The sequence below is a fragment of the Roseovarius sp. CH_XMU1461 genome (assembly GCF_037027165.1).
Lineage (GTDB): Bacteria > Pseudomonadota > Alphaproteobacteria > Rhodobacterales > Rhodobacteraceae > Roseovarius > Roseovarius nubinhibens.
This window is the reverse complement of record NZ_JAYMDV010000003.1, coordinates 532,859-550,486: the sequence shown is the minus strand read 5'-3', so window position 1 is coordinate 550,486 and position 17,628 is coordinate 532,859. Positions and strand designations below refer to the sequence as shown.

General features: G+C 66.0%; 17 protein-coding genes. 4 read left to right on the top strand and 13 right to left on the bottom strand.

The features are described from left to right. Positions 1–60 precede the first annotated feature (60 nt). The 7 genes from WA237_RS11825 to WA237_RS11795 form a co-directional block, all read right to left on the bottom strand. Positions 61–882: a trypsin-like serine peptidase gene (locus tag WA237_RS11825; protein WP_336097879.1), complete on the bottom strand. Its 822-nt coding sequence runs from the start codon at positions 880–882 to the stop codon at positions 61–63. Next, positions 879–1,694: a trypsin-like serine peptidase gene (locus tag WA237_RS11820; protein ID WP_009813939.1), complete on the bottom strand. Its 816-nt coding sequence runs from the start codon at positions 1,692–1,694 to the stop codon at positions 879–881. The genes WA237_RS11825 and WA237_RS11820 overlap by 4 nt, the downstream gene beginning before the upstream one ends. A 122-nt stretch (positions 1,695–1,816) precedes the next feature. Continuing rightward, positions 1,817–3,142: an NAD(P)/FAD-dependent oxidoreductase gene (locus WA237_RS11815; protein ID WP_336097876.1), complete on the bottom strand. Its 1,326-nt coding sequence runs from the start codon at positions 3,140–3,142 to the stop codon at positions 1,817–1,819. Positions 3,143–3,174: 32 nt separating this feature from the next. Beyond that, the gene (locus WA237_RS11810; protein ID WP_336097874.1) at positions 3,175–3,744 is read right to left on the bottom strand and encodes a sarcosine oxidase subunit gamma; all 570 of its coding nucleotides are present in this window, start codon (positions 3,742–3,744) and stop codon (positions 3,175–3,177) included. Beyond that, entirely contained in the window at positions 3,737–6,682 is a 2,946-nt protein-coding gene (locus WA237_RS11805; protein WP_336097873.1) for a sarcosine oxidase subunit alpha family protein, read from the bottom strand. The genes WA237_RS11810 and WA237_RS11805 overlap by 8 nt, the downstream gene beginning before the upstream one ends. Beyond that, positions 6,679–6,966, bottom strand: coding sequence for a sarcosine oxidase subunit delta (locus WA237_RS11800; protein WP_009813943.1), 288 nt, complete (start codon positions 6,964–6,966; stop codon positions 6,679–6,681). Before WA237_RS11800 ends, WA237_RS11805 begins: the two co-directional genes overlap by 4 nt. Positions 6,967–6,979: 13 nt before the next feature. Then, positions 6,980–8,230, bottom strand: a complete 1,251-nt coding sequence (locus WA237_RS11795; RefSeq protein WP_009813944.1) for a sarcosine oxidase subunit beta family protein — start codon at positions 8,228–8,230, stop codon at positions 6,980–6,982. 51 nt (positions 8,231–8,281) lie between these two features. On the opposite strand from WA237_RS11795, the gene WA237_RS11790 reads away from it, so the two are divergent. Beyond that, positions 8,282–9,280, top strand: coding sequence for a GlxA family transcriptional regulator (locus WA237_RS11790; RefSeq protein ID WP_336097871.1), 999 nt, complete (start codon positions 8,282–8,284; stop codon positions 9,278–9,280). Here the strand turns inward: WA237_RS11790 and WA237_RS11785 are convergent. From WA237_RS11785 to WA237_RS11775, 3 genes are all read right to left on the bottom strand, one after another. Next, positions 9,271–9,951 carry an SGNH/GDSL hydrolase family protein gene (locus WA237_RS11785; RefSeq protein ID WP_336097869.1) on the bottom strand — a complete coding sequence of 227 codons (681 nt, stop codon included), beginning with the start codon at positions 9,949–9,951 and terminating at the stop codon, positions 9,271–9,273. The two genes, WA237_RS11790 and WA237_RS11785, sit on opposite strands and share 10 nt — an antisense overlap. Before the next feature lie 145 nt (positions 9,952–10,096). After that, a complete protein-coding gene (locus WA237_RS11780) occupies positions 10,097–10,714 on the bottom strand; it encodes an enoyl-CoA hydratase/isomerase family protein (protein WP_336097867.1) in 618 nt (205 codons plus the stop codon). Then, positions 10,711–11,460: an SDR family oxidoreductase gene (locus tag WA237_RS11775; protein ID WP_336097866.1), complete on the bottom strand. Its 750-nt coding sequence runs from the start codon at positions 11,458–11,460 to the stop codon at positions 10,711–10,713. The genes WA237_RS11780 and WA237_RS11775 overlap by 4 nt, the downstream gene beginning before the upstream one ends. Positions 11,461–11,604: 144 nt before the next feature. On the opposite strand from WA237_RS11775, the gene WA237_RS11770 reads away from it, so the two are divergent. From WA237_RS11770 to WA237_RS11760, 3 genes are all read left to right on the top strand, one after another. After that, positions 11,605–13,113 (top strand): DUF2125 domain-containing protein, encoded by a 1,509-nt coding sequence (locus WA237_RS11770; RefSeq protein WP_336097864.1) that lies wholly within the window; start codon positions 11,605–11,607, stop codon positions 13,111–13,113. 134 nt (positions 13,114–13,247) lie between these two features. Next, a complete protein-coding gene (locus WA237_RS11765) occupies positions 13,248–14,594 on the top strand; it encodes a TldD/PmbA family protein (protein ID WP_336098101.1) in 1,347 nt (448 codons plus the stop codon). Then, positions 14,581–15,360, top strand: coding sequence for an inositol monophosphatase family protein (locus WA237_RS11760; RefSeq protein WP_336097863.1), 780 nt, complete (start codon positions 14,581–14,583; stop codon positions 15,358–15,360). Before WA237_RS11765 ends, WA237_RS11760 begins: the two co-directional genes overlap by 14 nt. Before the next feature lies 1 nt (position 15,361). Here the strand turns inward: WA237_RS11760 and WA237_RS11755 are convergent, their stop codons facing one another. From WA237_RS11755 to pyrC, 3 genes are read right to left on the bottom strand one after another with little or no spacing between them, the layout of a single operon-like run. After that, positions 15,362–15,634 carry a hypothetical protein gene (locus tag WA237_RS11755; protein ID WP_336097860.1) on the bottom strand — a complete coding sequence of 91 codons (273 nt, stop codon included), beginning with the start codon at positions 15,632–15,634 and terminating at the stop codon, positions 15,362–15,364. Beyond that, positions 15,631–16,236, bottom strand: a complete 606-nt coding sequence (gene plsY, locus WA237_RS11750; RefSeq protein WP_336097859.1) for a glycerol-3-phosphate 1-O-acyltransferase PlsY — start codon at positions 16,234–16,236, stop codon at positions 15,631–15,633. The genes WA237_RS11755 and plsY overlap by 4 nt, the downstream gene beginning before the upstream one ends. Next, on the bottom strand, positions 16,236–17,513 hold the full coding sequence (gene pyrC, locus WA237_RS11745) for a dihydroorotase (protein WP_336097857.1): 1,278 nt from the start codon (positions 17,511–17,513) through the stop codon (positions 16,236–16,238). The genes plsY and pyrC overlap by 1 nt, the downstream gene beginning before the upstream one ends. Between the last annotated feature and the right edge of the window lie 115 nt (positions 17,514–17,628).

Below are 17,628 nucleotides of genomic sequence, written 5' to 3'. Positions count from 1 at the left end.
GGCCCGCATTGGGCACCGGAACAGGCTTGATTTGGGCAATCGCGCGGCGATTTCAAGAGGTCAGGGGCGGGCGAATTTCGCGCTTGTGCCGGAACGGTCCTGCCCGACGCGCAGCCGTTTGACCGTGGCGGGGGCCGGGGCCATGGCGGTGGTGCCGGCGCGCCGCAGATCGGCCTTGAGCCGGTCCACCACCTCGGGCAGGTCCATGCCGTAGGAGATCCGGCGGCCTTCATATTGGCCGCCACCGCTGATCAGCGACAGGATGCGCGGCCGCCCGTTTTCGCGCAAGAAGACCGGGGCGCCGGACGAGCCGAAGGTGACATTGCAGTCGAAGGCCATCCAGCCGTCGCGGGCGGCGAGCACGCCGCAATCGCGCTGCCACGAGAGGCTGGTGTCGCGGCCACGGCCGAAGGAGACCACGCTCACCCTCTGGTCACTCGCGTCCGAGCGGGCGAGGGCAAAGGGGCTCGCCGTGGCGCTGGGGATCGGGGTGGCGAGACGCAGAAGGGCGACATCATGGCGGATGTTTTCGGCATCGAGCGCCTTGGTCGGTTGGTAATTCGCATGGGCGGCCACGGCGGCGATGCCGCTTTCCGAGATGAAGTGATCGCCGCGCAACCCGGCGCGAAAGGTGAACTCGGCGACCGCATGGCGATTGCCCTCGTCGTCATAGACGCAATGCGCCGCCGTCAGCACGAGATCGGGGGCGATAAGCGCACCGGTGCAATAGCTCGCCTCGCCGACCATCACCTTGCCCACAGCCTCCCAGCCGAAGATATCGTCGCGCTCGGTCAGGCTGACCAGCCCGCTGCCCGCTGTGGCGGCGAGCGGCAGCGTCGCGATCAGGCTGGCAAGCAAAAGATATGCGGCGCGGAGCCTCATGGCTTGGCGAATTTGGCCGAGGTCGACCGTTTGCTGGTCACCGGCGAGATCATCGGGCTGCTGCTCGGCAAGAGCCCCTCGCCCTGATCGAGCATCACCCGCAACAGGCCCAGCGGGGTTTCGAGATCGGTGCCGAGCGAGACCTTCTGGCCGTCGACCTGGGCCTTGGCCGAGACCACCGAGACGACACGGGGCAGACCGCCGTCGTCAAAGCTAAAGATCGGCGCGCCGGAGGCTCCGAAATCCACGTCACAGGACATCACCAGAACGCCATGTTGGCGCGCAATGACCTCGCAGACCTCCTGCAGGGAGGGCGCATCCTCGCGCCCTCGCGCGTAGGAGACGACGCCGATGCGCTGACCGGCGCGGGGCTGATGGTCGGTGGTGAAGGGGATCACGCGGGTGTTGCGGATCGGGTGGTGCAGCTCCAGCAGGGCGAGATCATGGCGCACGCGCAGCGCGGTGGTTTTCTCGTCAAAGCGGTAATCGGGATGCAGCACGGCGCGGCGCACCCAGCGATAGGCCTGCGCCCGGCCATTGCGCCACCCGGCGAGAAACTCGATCCGGGCGGGATCGATCCGCGCGCCGCTTTCCTTGTCATAGAGGCAATGCGCTGCGGTCAGGACCAGATCGGGGGCGATGAGCGCCCCGGTGCAGAACCCGCGCCCGTCGAGGTCGAGCCGGCCCACGGCCTCCCAGCCCCGGCTGTCGTCGCCGGTCTCAAGACGTTTGAGCGCCGTGGCTTGCGCCTGCGCAGACCCAGAGACACCGATCAGACACAGGCCCAGAAGAGCCAGAATGGCGAGACGCATGGAATTTCCTCAAGTGACAGAAATCCCGGCTATCAAGGTAATTTGTCAGAAATTTGGCGAGACTCTGAAAATCAGGCGCGGGGCCTGCGCTCTTTCTGGGTCAAAATACCCAAAATCCGCGCTTACCGCCCGCGCCGCGCCTGCAGATTGTCCCAGCTGTCGACCCATGTGCGATACCACAGATCCGCCGCCTTGAGGAAATGCGGCTTTTCCATGACATGGAGCGCGTGACGGCGCAGCGGCGTGGCGGCATAGGCGGTTTTGCCGCGCGCGTCGCCCAGCGCGCGATAGGCCGCCTTGGCCCCGAGATAGGGCGCCATGACGGTGCCAGAGCCGGAAAAGCCCAGCGCGTAATGCAGCCCGTCCTCGTCGCCGACATGGGGCATATGGGTGAAGGAATAACCGGTGTAGCCGGTCCAGACATGGCTCAGCCGGACATCGGCGAGTTCGGGCCAGATCTCGGCCATGGTGGCCTGTTGGCGGCGTGCGGCGCGGTCGAGCGGGATGTCCCGCATCGCGGCGCGGCCGCCAAAGAGGATGCGTTTGCCATCGGGCGAGAGCCGGAAATAGCTGTGGCGGGCGCGGGTTTCGACCATCATGCGCCGCCCCGGTGCGAGCTGGCCCAGAAGGTTTTCCGACAGCTCTTCGGTGGCGATGAGAAAGGACGGCAGCGGGAACACCCGCGCCATGTGCCAGCGGAAGGGCCGGGTGGTATAGCCATTGGTGGCGAGCACGACCTTGGCGGCGCGGATCGTGCCGCGCGGTGTGGTGGCGACAAAGCCCACGCCGTCGCGGTCGAGTGCGGTGACCGGGGCGTTGGCGCTCACCGGGATGCCGCGCGACAGGGCGGCGGTCCAGAGGCCGCGGTGAAACTTGGCCGGATGGATCGCGCCATGATCGGGAAAGAGCAGCCCGCCATAATAGCGCTCGGTGCCGATCTCGCGCCGCATTGCCGTCTCGTCGACGGTCTCAATGCGCACGTCGCTCTTGCTGCGGACGCTTGCGGCGAGGGTTTTCTGGCTCTCGGCATGGGCGGGGGTCCAGGCGAGCTGAATGCGCCCCGTCGCCTGATAGTCGCAGTCGATCTTCTCGCGCTGCATCAGATCGCGGACAAAGGCAAAGGCCGGGCCGGCCTCGGCAAAGAGCGCATCGGCCGTCTCTTCGCCAAAGAGCGCGGTGAGTTTCGGATGGCTGAGCCGTGGGTGGGCGCCGAACATGCCGCCGTTGCGGGTCGAGGCGCCACAGCCGGGATTGCCCGCATCGACAACCGCGACGCGGGCGCCTGTGTCATGGGCGGCGATCGCCGCCGAAAGCCCGGTGAACCCGGCGCCGATGATCAGCAGATCGACCTTGGCGGGGGGCGCGGCATCCTCGGGGTCGGGCGTGTTCTTGAACGCCTCCCACCAATAGGGAAATCCCTGCGGTGCCTCGCCTGTCCAGCTTACCATTTACCTTGCCCTTCAGTCCGGGCGGTCTTGCGTCACATCACGTTGGCAAAGGACGTCTCGACCGCGTGCAGGAATGACTGTGCCGAGGAGCTTGCCGAGAGCAAGCGGAAACTGTCCGTATCGGTGCGAATTACGATCACGCCGAGATGTTCCATCGTGGTGCGCGCCAGACTGCCTATTGTGAAGGCATCGGGATGCAGGTCGATGGGGCAGATCCGCTCCAGCGCGCGGCGGCAATCGGGGCCGGTCACGTCGAGGGCGCACCAGACATCGGTCTGATCCGTGGTGTAGGCCGCGCCGCCGAGCTTGGCCGCGACCACGCGTTCGGCATCGGGCGTGGCATGGGTGAACATCACAAAGCCCTGATCAATACCCAGCCGCAGGAGCGTGGTGGTCCCATCGGTGGCCGCGGCGCTCTGGCCGATCTCGGGCAGGGCGGTGCCAAAGGCCTTGGCGATGGCCTTTTGCGCCGCGTCTTCGCCGCCGAGCGGCAGCGCGAGCGACACGAGGGCCAGATCGGCGGGCGCGGTGATCCGGCAGGTGCCAAAGCGCAGGTCGGTCCCGGCCAGAGGCGGGGTGGAGATGAGCGAATAATCAGCCACGGAGCCGGTCTCCTTCGGGGTCGATGAAATGGGCCGAGACGATCTCGACCTCCATCTCGGTGTCATGGACGGGGCTCATGGCGCGGACGATTTCGCCCATCCGCTCATGGCCGCGTTTGATAAAGCCGAGGCCGATGGAATGGCCGAGGCTTGGCGAATAGGCGACCGAGCTCATCCAGCCCTGATCATTGTCCATGATCGCCTCATCGCCCTTGGTGATGAAATGCGAGCCTGCGATGAGCTTCTTGCTGCGGTCCACCGGGCGGAAGCCCACCAGCCGGATCGCGTCGTCGCGGTTCATCTCGGGGCGTTTCGACAGGGTTTGGCCGATGCAGTCCTTTTTCTGGCTGACCATGCCGCCAAGCCCGAGGTTGAGCGCGGTGGTCTGACCGTTGAGCTCGTTGCCCGCGGCGTGGCCCTTTTCGATGCGCATGACGCCCAGCGCCTCTGTGCCATAGGGCACGGCATCAAATTCGCGCCCGGCCTCCATCAGCACATCCATCATCGAATTGCCGTAGCGGGCGGGCGCTGCCACCTCATAGGCCAATTCGCCCGAGAAGGAGATGCGGAAGAGCCGCGCGGGCATGCCGCCACAGACCGTGACTTCGCCACAGGCCATGAAGGGGAAACCCTCGTTCGAGATGTCATGCGCCTCATCCACCACCTTGCGCAGCAGGTTGCGGGCGTTGGGACCGGCCACGGCGAACTGTGCCCAGCCATCGGTGGTCGAGATCAGATGCACGTCGAGACCGGGCCAGAGGCATTGCCGGGCAAATTCGAGCCGCCGGAAGACCAGCACCGCATTGGCGGTGGTGGTGGTCATCACATAGTGGTTCTCGCTCATCCGGGCGGTGGTGCCATCGTCATAGGCGATGCCGTCTTCGCGCAGCATGAGACCGTAGCGGACCTTGCCCACCGGCAGCTTCAGGAAGGCGTTGGAATAGACGCGGTTGAGGAACTCAGCGGCGTCGCGGCCCTGAATGTCGATCTTGCCCAGCGTGGTCACGTCGCAGATGCCGACCGATTGCCGGGTCTGCAGCGCCTCGCGGTCCACCGAATCGCGCCAGCCCTGTTCGCCGGGACGGGCATACCATTGGGCGCGGAGCCAATTGCCGACTTCGACAAAGGTCGCGCCATTCTCGGACGCCCATTTATGCGAGGGGGTAAGGCGATAGGGGCGGAAATCCTTGCCCCGTGCGCGCCCGGCCAGCGCCCCGATCGGGATCGGCGTATAGGGCGGGCGGAAGATCGTGGTGCCGACCTCGGGGATCGTCTTGCCCGCGTCCTCGGCGAGGATGGCGAGCCCGGCGATATTCGAGGTTTTGCCCTGATCGGTGGCCATGCCCATGGTGGTATAGCGCTTGAGCAGTTCGACCGAGCGGAAGCCTTCGCGGTTGGCCTGTTTGATGTCCTTGACGGTCACGTCGTTCTGTAGGTCGACCCAGGCGCGCTTGGCGCTTTCCTTCACATGCCAGAACCCGGCGCAGTCGCGCGGCTCGTCCTCGGCCTGCGGGGCACTGCCCTTGGCGGTGAGGCCGAGCGCGTCGAGCTGACGGGCGGCCTGTGCGTGGCCCTCGGCCAGCGCCGCGCCCAACGTCATCGCGCCATTGGCGGCCCCGGCCACCTGCATGCCGACGGGCAGGCTGTCGCCCGGCACGAAGGCCTGCAGATCGTCGCGCCAGTTCGGGCGGCCGCGCTGGTGGCAGGTCAGGTGGACGTTGGGGTTCCAGCCGCCCGAGACCGCGAGGCAATCGGTGGGGATCACTTGCCCATCGGTGAGGGTGACGGATTTGAGCGCCTTGCGCCCGACCGTGTCCTTGACCGCCGCGCCGCGGATATGGCGGGCGCCGGGCACGTCGCAGACGGCGGGCTTGTCGCGGCTGTCGATGATCGCCACGACGCTCACCCCACGGGCGGCGAGATCGGCGGCGGTGCGCCAGCCGTCGTCATTGTTGGTGAACACCGCCACCTGCTTGCCCGGTGCCACGCCGAACCGGTTCACATAGGTCCGCACGGCGCTTGCCATCATCACGCCGGGGCGGTCGTTGTTGCCAAAGGCGATGGGGCGCTCGGTGGCCCCGGCCGCCAGAACGGCGCGTTTGGAATAGATCCGCCACAGCACCTGACGCGGCTTGCCGCCGCTGTCGGCGAGGTGATCGGTGCAGCGTTCGAGCGCGCCATAGGTGCCGTGATCATAGGCCCCATAGACCGTGGTGCGGGTCATCAGCCGCACATTGGGCAGGCTGGCAAGCTCTGCCACCGCCATGCGCGCCCAATCGGCCCCGGCCATGTTGTCGACCGACAGGGTTTCCGAATTGAGCCGCCCGCCGGGGGTGAAATCCTCATCCGCGAGGATGACCCGTGCGCCCGAGCGTGCCGCCGTCAGCGCCGCTGCCAGCCCCGAAGGCCCGGCCCCGATGACCAGAAGATCGCAATGCAGGAAGCCCTTGTCATAGTGGTCCGGGTCGTCCTGCATCGAGAGCCGCCCAAGACCGGCGGACGAGCGGATCGCAGGCTCGTAGAGCTTTTCCCAGAAGGCGCGGGGCCACATGAATGTTTTGTAATAGAAGCCCGCCGAAAGGAAGGGCGAGGCGAAATCCGTCACCGCCATCAGATCGAATTCGAGAGGGCCGCGATGGTTCTGGCTGGTGGCGGTCAGGCCATCGAACAGCTCGGTCACCGTGGCGCGGGTGTTGGGCTCTTGCCGGGCACCGCTGCGCAGCTGCACCAGCGCGTTGGGCTCTTCCGAACCGGCGGTCAGGATGCCGCGCGGCCGGTGGTATTTGAACGAGCGCCCGACGAGGATCTGGCCATTGGCCAGCAGCGCCGAGGCGAGCGTGTCGCCCGGGTGGCCGTGCATTTCACGCCCGTTGAAGGTGAAGCTCAGCAGTTTGGAGCGGTCGATCTGGCCGCCGTCGATCCGGTTGATCTGGCTCATTTGTCGCGTCCCCGTGCCTTGGCCACGTCGCGGGCCAGTTCCACCTTGGTAATTTCATGGCTCAGCGTGTCGCGGGTCACCACGAGCCAGGACCGGTCGCCCTGTTCGTGATACCAGAGCTCCTGATGCTGGCCCGCCGGGTTGTCGCGCAAATAGCCGTATTCATAGAATTTCTCGGCCGCGTCCGGGTCTTGCCAATCGGGGCGGTCGATGAGGCTCGCATCGCCGAGATAGACGAATTCCGCCGCGTCGCGGGGGCCGAGCAAAGGGTGATTGATGATCATCTGCTGGCGCTCCTCAATGCAGGTTGGGCTGATTGCCCTGACCTTTTTCGTCGATCAGGTGGCCGCGTTTGAACCGGTCGAGCCGCATTTCCGTGGCCACCGGGTGCGGCACGTCGCGGGCGAGAAGATGCGCGTAGCAATAGCCCGAGGCAGGCGTCGCCTTGAACCCGCCGTAGCACCAGCCGCCGTTGAAATAGAGACCGTCGATATGGGTCTTGTCGATGAAGGGCGAGCCGTCCATCGACATGTCCATGACGCCGCCCCAGCTGCGCAGGAGGCGGGCGCGTCCGATGATCGGCATGATCGCCATGCCGCCTTCGGCCACGTCTTCGACCACCGGCAGGTTGCCGCGCTGGGCATAGGTATTATAGCCGTCGATGTCGCCACCGAAGACCAGCCCGCCCTTATCGGACTGGCTCACATAGAAATGGCCCGCGCCAAAGGTGATGACACCGGGCAGCACGGGTTTGAGACCTTCGCTGACAAAGGCCTGCAGCACATGGGATTCGATCGGCAGGCGCATCCCGGCCAGAGCCGCCACCCGCCCCGACGAGCCGGCGACGCACATCGCCACCTTGCGGGCGCGGATCGGCCCGCGCGAGGTCTGCACGCCGCGCACCACGCCGTTTTCGACGTCGATGCCGGTGACTTCGCAATTCTGGATGATGTCGACGCCACGGCTGTCGGCGCCACGGGCATAGCCCCAGGCCACCGCGTCATGACGCACGGTGCCGCCGCGCCGCTGATAGAGACCGCCCTTGATCGGAAAGCGGGCATTGTCGAAATCGAGGAAGGGCAGTTCGCGGCGCAGCTGGGCCTCGTCGGCGAGCTCGGCATCGGCCCCGGCGAGGAACATCGCGTTGCCACGCCGCACAAAGGCGTCGCGCTGCGCGTCCGAGTGAAACAGGTTCAGGATCGAGCGCTGCGACACCATGGCGTTATAGTTGAAATCCTGCTCGAGACCTTCCCAGAGCTTGAGCGACATTTCATAGAAATGCTCGTTGCCGGGCAGCATGTAGTTCGAGCGGATGATCGTCGTGTTGCGCCCGACATTGCCCGAGCCGATCCAGCCCTTTTCCAGCACCGCCACATTGCGCACGCCAAATTCCTTGGCGAGGTAATAGGCCGTGGCGAGCCCGTGACCGCCGCCGCCGATGATGATCACGTCATAATCGGGTTTGGGATCGGGCTCGCGCCAGACCGGTTTCCAGCCTTTGTTGCCGGTCAGCCCTTCGCGGAGAATCCGGAGTGCAGAATAGCGCATGATGCGGTGCCCCTGTGTTTGATCGCGCCTAGCATCGTGGAAAATCCCGGAATGGACTTTTCCAATATGGTCGATTATTTGTCCGATATGGACATGTCCGCCCTTCCTTCCCGGCCCGCACGACGGATCGGCATTCTGCCGCTGCCGGGGTTTGCCATCCTCTCCTATGCCGCCACGGCCGAGATGCTGCGCGCCGCGAATCTGCAGGCGCGCGCGCCGCTTTATGACGTGGTCAATATCGCGGTCACCTTGGGCGAGGCGGCGCAAAGCTCGGGGGCGGCGCAGGTGACTTGTCAGGCGCAGGTGGGCGAGGATCTCGATCTCGAATATCTCTTTGTCATCGCCGGCGGTGACCCGGTGAGCTTCGACGACAGACGGGTTCTGTCATGGCTGTCGCGCATGGCGCGCAAGGGCACCAAGATGGGCGGCGTGTCGGGCGGGCCGGTGATCCTCGCCAAGGCGGGGCTCATGGAGGGGCGGCGGATGACGGTTCATTGGGAACATGCCGAGGCGTTGGCCGAGATGTCGCCGCATCTGATGATCGAACGTTCGCTCTATGTGATCGACCGCGACCGGGTGACCTGTGCTGGGGGCACGGCGCCAATGGATCTCATGCATGCGCTGATCGCGAGCCATCATGGCGCGCAATTCGCCCGGATGGTCAGCGACTGGTTCATGCATACCGAAGTGCGTCCCTCGGCCGGGCCGCAACGCGCCGGGCTGGTGGAGCGGGTCGGCAGTCGGGTGCCCGCCATTCTCGACGCGGTGGAGATGATGGAAAGCCATGTCGCCGATCCGGTGACGCTCGCCGATCTGGCGGGGATTGCGGGCGTGTCGCCGCGTCAGCTCAACCGGCTGTTTCGCGACAAGCTCGGCCAGAGCACGATGGTCTATTACCGCGACCTGCGGCTGCGCACGGCGCAGGCACTTTTGCGCAACACGCCGCTCAGCCTGACGCAGGTGGCGCTGGCCACCGGGTTTGCCAATTCGGCGCATTTCTCGCGCGCCTATGCCCAGAGCTTTGGCGAGCCGCCCTCGGCCTATCGCTGATCGGCGATGACCCGTGCGGCGCGGCCCGCGATGGCCGCTGCGCCCTTGACCGAGGGGTGGATCATATCGGGGGCGTGAAAGCTCGCATCGCCATGGGGCACGAGATCGGCAATCGAGACAAAGGTCACGCCCGGGTCGCGGCTGGCCATCAGCGACACGCGACCTTCGAGCGCGTCGGCCTCATTCTTGCAATGTTCGATGGGCGAGCCGCGCCCGGGGCTGCGCAGATAGCCAAGATAGACCACCCGCGCGCCGCTCTGGCGCAGTTTGCGCACGAGATCGGGGATATGGCCGCGTTCGCCATCGGGGGTGATCAGCCGGCTGAGCCGAGGCCCGCAGCGCCCGCACCCACAGCCGAACCACAGGTCATTGCCACCACCGTTGAGCACCACCCAGTCCCAGGGCCCGGGGCGGTACTGGCTGGCGATCTTGACGCCGAGGCTGCCGGAAATGGGCAGGTTGTAGATATAGCGCGCGCCATAGACCGACCGGTCGGTGACCGTTTCGCCCAACTGCCGTTCAAGAACATGACCGATCGAGCGCCCCGACATCTGATGGGTGGCTAGCATACTGTCGCCCATCACCAGAATGCGGGATTTGCCCGCGCTCGGGACGGCTTCGGTACAGGCGGCGAGGCCCAGACAAGTGATCAGAACAAGAAAAAAGCGCATCAGTCTCTGTTTTACGGGGAAAATTGCGGGCTAGCGGCGGCTGGCTGGCGCGAACAACAGGAACTGATCACAATACATGGCCTTTTTGCCCGATCTGGAGGGGTTTGTCTGCTAAAAAATGTAGCATAGCCAAGATGGGGCGGTCCTAGCGGACCAGCCCCTTGATCGCGGCGGCATGGGTGTGGGTGGCCGAGAGCGTGTCCTGGGCGAGCTCATGCGCTATGTCGATCTGCGTGCCCGGCGCGACAATCCGGTCGACCAGACCCCAGTCATAGGCGGTGGCGGTGTCGATCTTTTGCCCGGCCATCAGGATCATCTTGGCCCGCGCGGGGCCGACCAGCGCGGCGAGCCGGGCCGGGTCCGACGGCTGGGGCAGAAAGCCGAGCTTCATCACCGGGTAAAAGAACTTGGCCCCTTCGGCCGCGATGCGGATGTCACAGGCGAGCACCGTGCCCATGGCGCCGCCCGCCACCGTGCCATTGAGCGCGGCGATGGTCAGGCAGGGCAGCGCGGCAAGCGCAGCGGAGAGCCGTTCCCAGACGGCGCTTGTGGCAAGCCCGGCGCGGGCGGCCTCGAGATCGGCCCCGGCGCTGAACACCTTGCCCGCACCGGTCAGGATCAGGACACGGGCCGCGTCGGGCGCGGCGGCGGCTTCGGCGATATCGGCCAGTTCCGAGAGCATCGCCTCGGTGAGCGAATTGGCCTTGTCCTGCCGGTCGATGGTGGCGGTCCAGATGCCGCCCGTTTTGTCGAGTGTGATCATGTCAGCCCCACGGTTTTGCGAATATCGGGATCGCGCAGTGAAATTTCCTGCCCCAGCCAGGCATCCGCCTCTGGGCCGCACATCCATAGAAGCGCGCGGGCGGGCCAGTCGGGGGGGATGTGATCCGACCAGTCGAGCGTGCTCACCGGGTTGAGACCGCTGGCCTTGATCGCCACCTGCATGTCGGTGGCCACCGTGCCGGGCGAAAGCGCCAGAATGCGCAGGCCCTGACCTGCGGTTTCGAGATGCGCCGCCTCGGTAAGCATCGCGGCCCCGGCCTTGGAGGCGCAATAATGGCTCCAACCTTCGAGCGCGCGACGGGCCGCACCCGAGGAGATCGTGATGATCGTGCCACCGCCGGAGTTGAGCATCACCGGCATGGCGGCGCGCATCCCGTGGTAAATCCCCTTGAGATTGATATCGATGGCACGGCCCCAGCCCGCCGGGTCGCTCTCGGCCAGGGGCGCGATCGGGTCGATCACCCCGGCATTGCCGATGAGCACATCGAGCCCGCCAAAATGCGCCACGACTTTTTGAATGGCCGCCTCGTAATCGGCGTAATCCGCCACGTCGCAGGGCAGGGCCAGCGCTGCGTCGCCGATTTCCTGCGAAAGCTCGGCGAGCTGATCGGTGCTGCGCGCCAAGAGGGCGACATTGGCCCCTTGGGCGGCGAAAATCCGCGCGGCTGCGGCCCCGATCCCGCGGCTTGCACCGGTGATCAGAACCGTTTTTCCTTCAACTGTCATGGATTGCCCCCATATTGTGTTTGCAAATTGGTATCGTGTGCAGGCATCGAAGGTCCAGCAGGAACCGCCCGGTTCCAGACGCGAGGGATGGCCGCGCCCAAACTAGATTTGGCGCCGCGAATTGGTGAACGAAAGGATTAGGTCATGAGTTTTCAGAAGGTTATTGGTGGAGGGGCGATGATTTTGGCCCTGTCGGGTCAGGCAAGCTGGGCCGAGGTGAGCCCGCGGGACGTCTGGGCCGATTGGACCACCTATATGGAAGCCTATGGCTATCGGGTGAGCGCGACAGAGACCGACCGGGGCGACCGATTGGTGCTCAGCGATATCGAATTGAAGGTCGAACTTCCTGAAGGCGAGACCGAGGGCGGCGTCACCATCGCGCTTGGTGATATCACGCTGGTGGGCATGGCGGGCGGCACGGTCAGCGTCGATATTCCCGACCGGATGCCCATTCTCGTCACGTTCACCGGCGAGGATGGCAGCGGCGAGGCCAAGCTCGACTATACCACCGAAGGCTATGAGATGATCGTCTCGGGCGCGCCCGAGAAGATGGTCTATGATTACAAAGCCAGCTCCGTTGGCCTCGCACTTACCGAGTTGACCGGCGCGGAAGACGCGCTCGAGATCGCCACGGCCAGCGTGACGGTGGCCGATGTTGTGGGGCAGTCACGCTCGGAAACCGGCGATCTGCACCGCATGACGCAAGAGATGACCACCGGCGCCGTGCGCTATGCGGCGGATTTCAAAAGCGCCGAGAAGAGCGAGCGATTCGTTTGGGACGGCGAAAGCGCCTCGATGACGTTCAACAGCCGCTCGGACGTGCCGCAATCGCCGGATTGGTCGGATATGCCTGCCCTGCTGAAAGGCGGCTTTGCGGTCTCGTGGGATTTTGGCTTTGGGGCGGGCCGGAGCAATTTCACCGTCACCGAGGACGGCGAGACCGTGCAGGGGAAATCGAGCAGTCAGGGCGGTACTCTGGCGATGCGGATGAATGGCGAGCGGCTTGGCTATGAAGGCCGGTTCGACAGTCTCGCGATGGAGATCGTCGGCGGCGACCTGCCGTTCCCGGTGGCCTTTGATGCGGCGAAGGCGGGGTTCAACCTCGGCATGCCGCTAAGCAAGCAGGACGCGCCGCAGCAATTTGATCTGGGCCTGTTGCTGGGTGATTTCACCATGTCGGATTTCATCTGGGGCCTGTTTGACCCGGCGGCCAAGCTGCCGCGCGATCCGGCCACGCTCGCGATTGATCTGAGCGGCACGATGACGGTGCTGACCGACCTTCTCAGCGAAGAGAATATCGCCAGCGACGATGTGCCGGGCGAATTCAACTCGGTGAGCCTGAACGAGTTCCGGCTGAGCCTTGCCGGGACCGAGCTGACCGGGCGGGGCGCGGTCGAGATCGATAACAGCGACCTGAGCAGCTATGACGGCATGCCGAAGCCGGTGGGCGATGTCGAGCTGACGCTCAAGGGCGGCAATGCGCTGCTCGACAGCCTTGTCGAGATCGGGCTCATCCCGCAAGAACAGGCGCTTGGCGCGCGTCTCATGATGGGCATGTTCACGGTGCCGGTGAGCGGGCCGGATGACCTGAAATCGCGTATCGAATTCACCGAGAACGGTCAGGTTCTGGCGAATGGCCAGCGCATCAAGTGAGAGGCCAAGTCAGCGCGCCTTCGGCGCCTGAATGACCTGACGATGACCCCGGAAGGGCCGCCCGATCCCGGCGGCCCTTGCTCCTTTGGGGGCGAGGGGCTACCTCCGTGGTGAGCAATCTGGAAAGGCCCGAGATGAGCGTGACCCCCGATCTATTGACCGAACACTTGTTGGACGCGGCCCGGCGGGCCGGTGCGGATGCGGCGGATGCCATGGCCATCGCCGGTCAGTCGCTGGCCATCGATGTGCGGGCCGGACAGTTGGAACAGGCCGAGCGGGCCGAAGGCGTCGACATCGGGCTGCGGGTGTTGGTGGGGCAGCGGCAGGCGAGCGTGTCGGCCTCGGATATTTCAGCCTCGACGATCACGGCGCTGGCAGAGCGGGCCGTCGCCATGGCTCGCGAAGCGCCCGAGGACCCCTATATCGGGCTGGCCTCCGACGATTTGCTTGCCAAGGATTGGGACATCGCGGCGCTCGACCTCTGCGAGGACGCACCCGAGCCCGAACCCGCCGCGCTGCAAGAGGCAGCACGGGCAGCAGAGGCTGCGGCACAGGCGGTGGCCGGCGTGACCCAGGTGCAATCGGCGAGCGCGGTCTATGACCGGCGGCAGATTGCGCTGGCCACAAGCGCGGGCTTTGCGGGGGGCTATACGCTCACCGATCATGGGCTGTCTTGCGTGGCGATTGCCGGGCAGGGCGCCGGGATGGAGCGCGATCACGACGGCGATGGCCGGGTCTATCACGCCGATCTGCGCAGCCCCGAAGAGATCGGCCGCCTCGCGGGCGAACGGGCGGTCGAGCGGCTCGGCGCGCGCAAACCGCCGACCGGGGCTTATCCGGTGCTTTTTGACGAGCGCGTGGCGCGGTCGCTCATCGGGCATCTGCTGGGCGCGGCCAATGGGGCCTCGGTGGCGCGCGGCGCGTCTTGGCTGCGGGATCGTCTGGGCGAGCAGGTGCTGCCCGAGGGGATGGATATCGTCGAAGATCCGCATCGGCCCCGGGTCATGGGCTCGCGCCCCTTTGACGCCGAAGGCCTGCCGACGCGGCGGCGGTCCTTGGTGGAAAACGGCGTGCTCACGGGCTGGATCCTCGATCTGGCCAACGCCCGCAAGCTTGGGTTGGAGCCCACCGCCAATGCCAAGCGCGGCGTCGGCAGCCCGCCGAGCCCCGGCAGCTGGAACATCGCCCTGACGCAAGGCACGAAGAGCCGCGACGAATTGCTTCGGGACATGGGCAAGGGGCTCTTGGTGACGTCGATGATCGGCTCGACCATCAACCCCAACACGGGCGATTATTCGCGCGGCGTCTCGGGCTTCTGGGTCGAGAATGGCGAGGTTTCTCATGCCATCAACGAGGGCACGATCGCGGGCAGCCTGCCCGAATTTCTGCGCCGCATGACCCCGGCCAATGACGCGCGCACGCATCTGTCGCATGTGGTGCCGTCGCTTCTGGTGGAGGGGCTGACCCTTGCCGGGGCGTGATCTCGACCTGCTGAGCGAGGCGGCGCGCGAGGCCGGCGCCATCGCGCGGCGGTTCTTTGAGGCGGGCACAGCCGAAAGCTGGGACAAGCCCGATGCGGCGGGTCCGGTGACCGATGCCGATCTGGCGGTGAACGGGATGCTCAGCGCCGAGCTGCGCCGCGCCCGGCCCGACTATGGCTGGCTCTCGGAAGAGAGCGAGGATGGCGCGTCGCGCCTCGCAGATGAGCGTGTGTTTGTCGTCGATCCCATCGACGGCACCCGCAGTTTCATCGCGGGCGAAAAGGCCTGGGCGCATTCGCTGGCGGTGGTCGAGCGGGGCGAAGTGGTGGCCGGGGTCGTCTACCTGCCGATGATGGACAAGCTCTATGCCGCCGAACGTGGCGGCGGTGCGACGCTCAACGGGGCAGCGATAGAGGTCGCGCAGGTCAAGGATCTGTCGGCGGCGACGGTGCTCTCGGCCAAGCCCAATTTCGCAGGCAAACATTGGAAGGGCGGTCATGCGCCCGCGGTGAAACGCGCCTATCGCCCGTCGCTCGCCTATCGCCTGTGCCTCGTGGCGGAGGGGCGGTTCGACGCGATGCTGACGCTGCGCCCGACATGGGAATGGGACATTGCCGCGGGCGATCTTATCCTGCGCGAGGCAGGGGCTGTGACGGGCGACCGGTCGGGGCGCGATCTGCGGTTCAACAATCGCCTGCCACAGGTCGATGGTGTGGTGGCGGGCAATGCGGCGCTGCATGCCGCACTCACCAAAGCGCTGGCCTAACTCAGCGTCTCACTTCGGCATCGGGCCGCAGGGCGAGCACGAAATCTACCACCTTCTGCGCGGGCATCTCGCAGGGTTTGAGCCGCGCGCCGCTCGCCAGCCGGTAGAGGTTGAGCGAGATGTAATCCTTGCCGCCCAGCTCTTCGGCCACCAGTTTCTGCGCCTTGTCGCCGGAGAACCCGCTGCGCGTCACCACATAGCGCCGCCCATGGGCCGTGCCGGTAAAGCTTCCCTGCGGTAGCGCGTCGAACGCGGCAAGGAAGGCTTCGATCATTTCTTACCGATCTTGGGCTCGGTCCAGGCGCGCAGCCGCGCGATATTGTCCTTGTGCCGCCAGAAGATGATGCCGCCGAGGATCAGGCTGAGGATGAGCATCTCGCCATGACCGAGGAGCACGATCCAGACCGGCGCCAGCGCCGCCGCCATCAGCGCCGAGAGCGACGAGATGCGCGCGATGAGCGCTGTCACCAGCCATGTGGCGCAGGCCGCGATTCCGACGGGCCAGGCCAGCGCCAGCAAGAGGCCGAGAAATGTCGCCACGCCCTTGCCACCGCGAAAGCCGAGCCAGACGGGGAAGCAATGCCCGGCAAAAGCCATCAGCCCCGCGATCTGTGCCGCGTCTTCGCCCGCCATGGCCCGCGCCAAAAGCGCCGCCACCGCGCCCTTGGCCCCGTCGAGCACCAGCGTTGCAAGCGCCGCCCCCTTTGAGCCGGTGCGCAGCACATTGGTCGTTCCGATATTGCCCGAGCCGATTTCGCGCAGATTGCCGAGCCCCATGGCGCGGGTGATGACGATGCCAAAGGGGATCGAGCCCAGCAGATAGCCGAGCACGGCCCAGAGCAGCAGCAAGAGCGGAGCGGTGTCGATGGGGGGCATCAGGAGGCCTCGAATACAGGGGTGCCAGCCACATAGGTCGCGAGAACCTTACCCTGCATGCGCGCGCCGTCAAAGGGCGTGTTCTTGGATTTGGAATTGAGCTTCCAGCGGTCGAGAACAAAGGGCGCGTCCGGGTCGAAGAGCACCAGATCGGCCGGCGCGCCTTCGGTCAGCCGCCCGCTGGCCAGCCCGAGCCGCTTGGCCGGGTTGAGCGACATCGCCCGGAAAAGTTCGGCCAGCGTCAGATCGCCGGAATGGTAGAGCCGGAGCGCGGCAGGCAAGAGCGTCTCGAGCCCGACCGCGCCGCTGGCGGCCTCCTCGAAAGGCAGACGTTTGCTTTCCTCATCCTGCGGGGTGTGCATCGACGAGATGATGTCGATCAGCCCGTCGCGCAGCGCCTCGATCACCGCCTGCCGGTCCTCTTCCGAGCGCAGCGGCGGCTTGACCTTGAAGAAGGTGCGATAGTCGGCGATGTCGAGCTCGTTCAACGTCAGGTGATGGATCGACGTGCCCGCCGTGATGTCGAGCCCGTTGCGCTTGGCCCGGGCCAGCGCAGGCAGGGCGCGGGCGGTGGTGATCTGATCCGCGTGATAGCGCGCGCCGGTCATTTCGAGCAGCGCGATATCGCGGTCGAGCCCCATCCGTTCCGCCATCGGCGTCACCGCCGGAAGGCCGCGCAGCGAGGCGAACTTGCCCGAACTCGCGGCGGCCCCTTGCGACAGGCCCGGCTCTTGCGGATGCGCGATGACCAATGCGCCACAGGCGCGGGCATAGGTGAGCGCGCGGGAAAACACCTTGGTCGAGGTGATCACATGATCGCAATCGGTAAAGGCCACAGCGCCGGCATCCATGAGAAACCCGATCTCGGTCATCTCGCGCCCCTCACGCCCCTTGGTCAGCGCCGCCATCGGCAGCACGTTGACCGGCGCGGCCTCATTGGCGCGGCGCGCCACAAACTCGAGCGTTTCTGGATTGTCGATCGCAGGCAGCGTGTCGGGACGGGTGACCATGGTGGTGACCCCGCCCGCCGCTGCCGCCCGCCCGGCAGAGCGATAGCTCTCCTTGTGCCGCTCGCCCGGTTCGCAGACCTTGACCCCGATATCGACGATCCCCGGAGCGAGGCATTTGCCACGACAATCGACCGTGCTGTCGGCCTTGGGCGGCGCGTCTTGCCCCGTGGCCGCGATACGCCCCTGAACGATCAAGAGCCAGCCTTGCGCCTCCTCGGCGCTGTCCGGATTGATCAGGCGGGCATTGGTCAAAAGGGTCGTGGTCATGCGGGCATCCCCTTGCTGAATGGCTCGCGGGCCGTAATGCAACGTTTTCGCGCCAAGAGCCAGACGCCTTTGCGCCTAACCCGCATCAGAGTTTTGGGCGTTGTGCTGCGGTTAC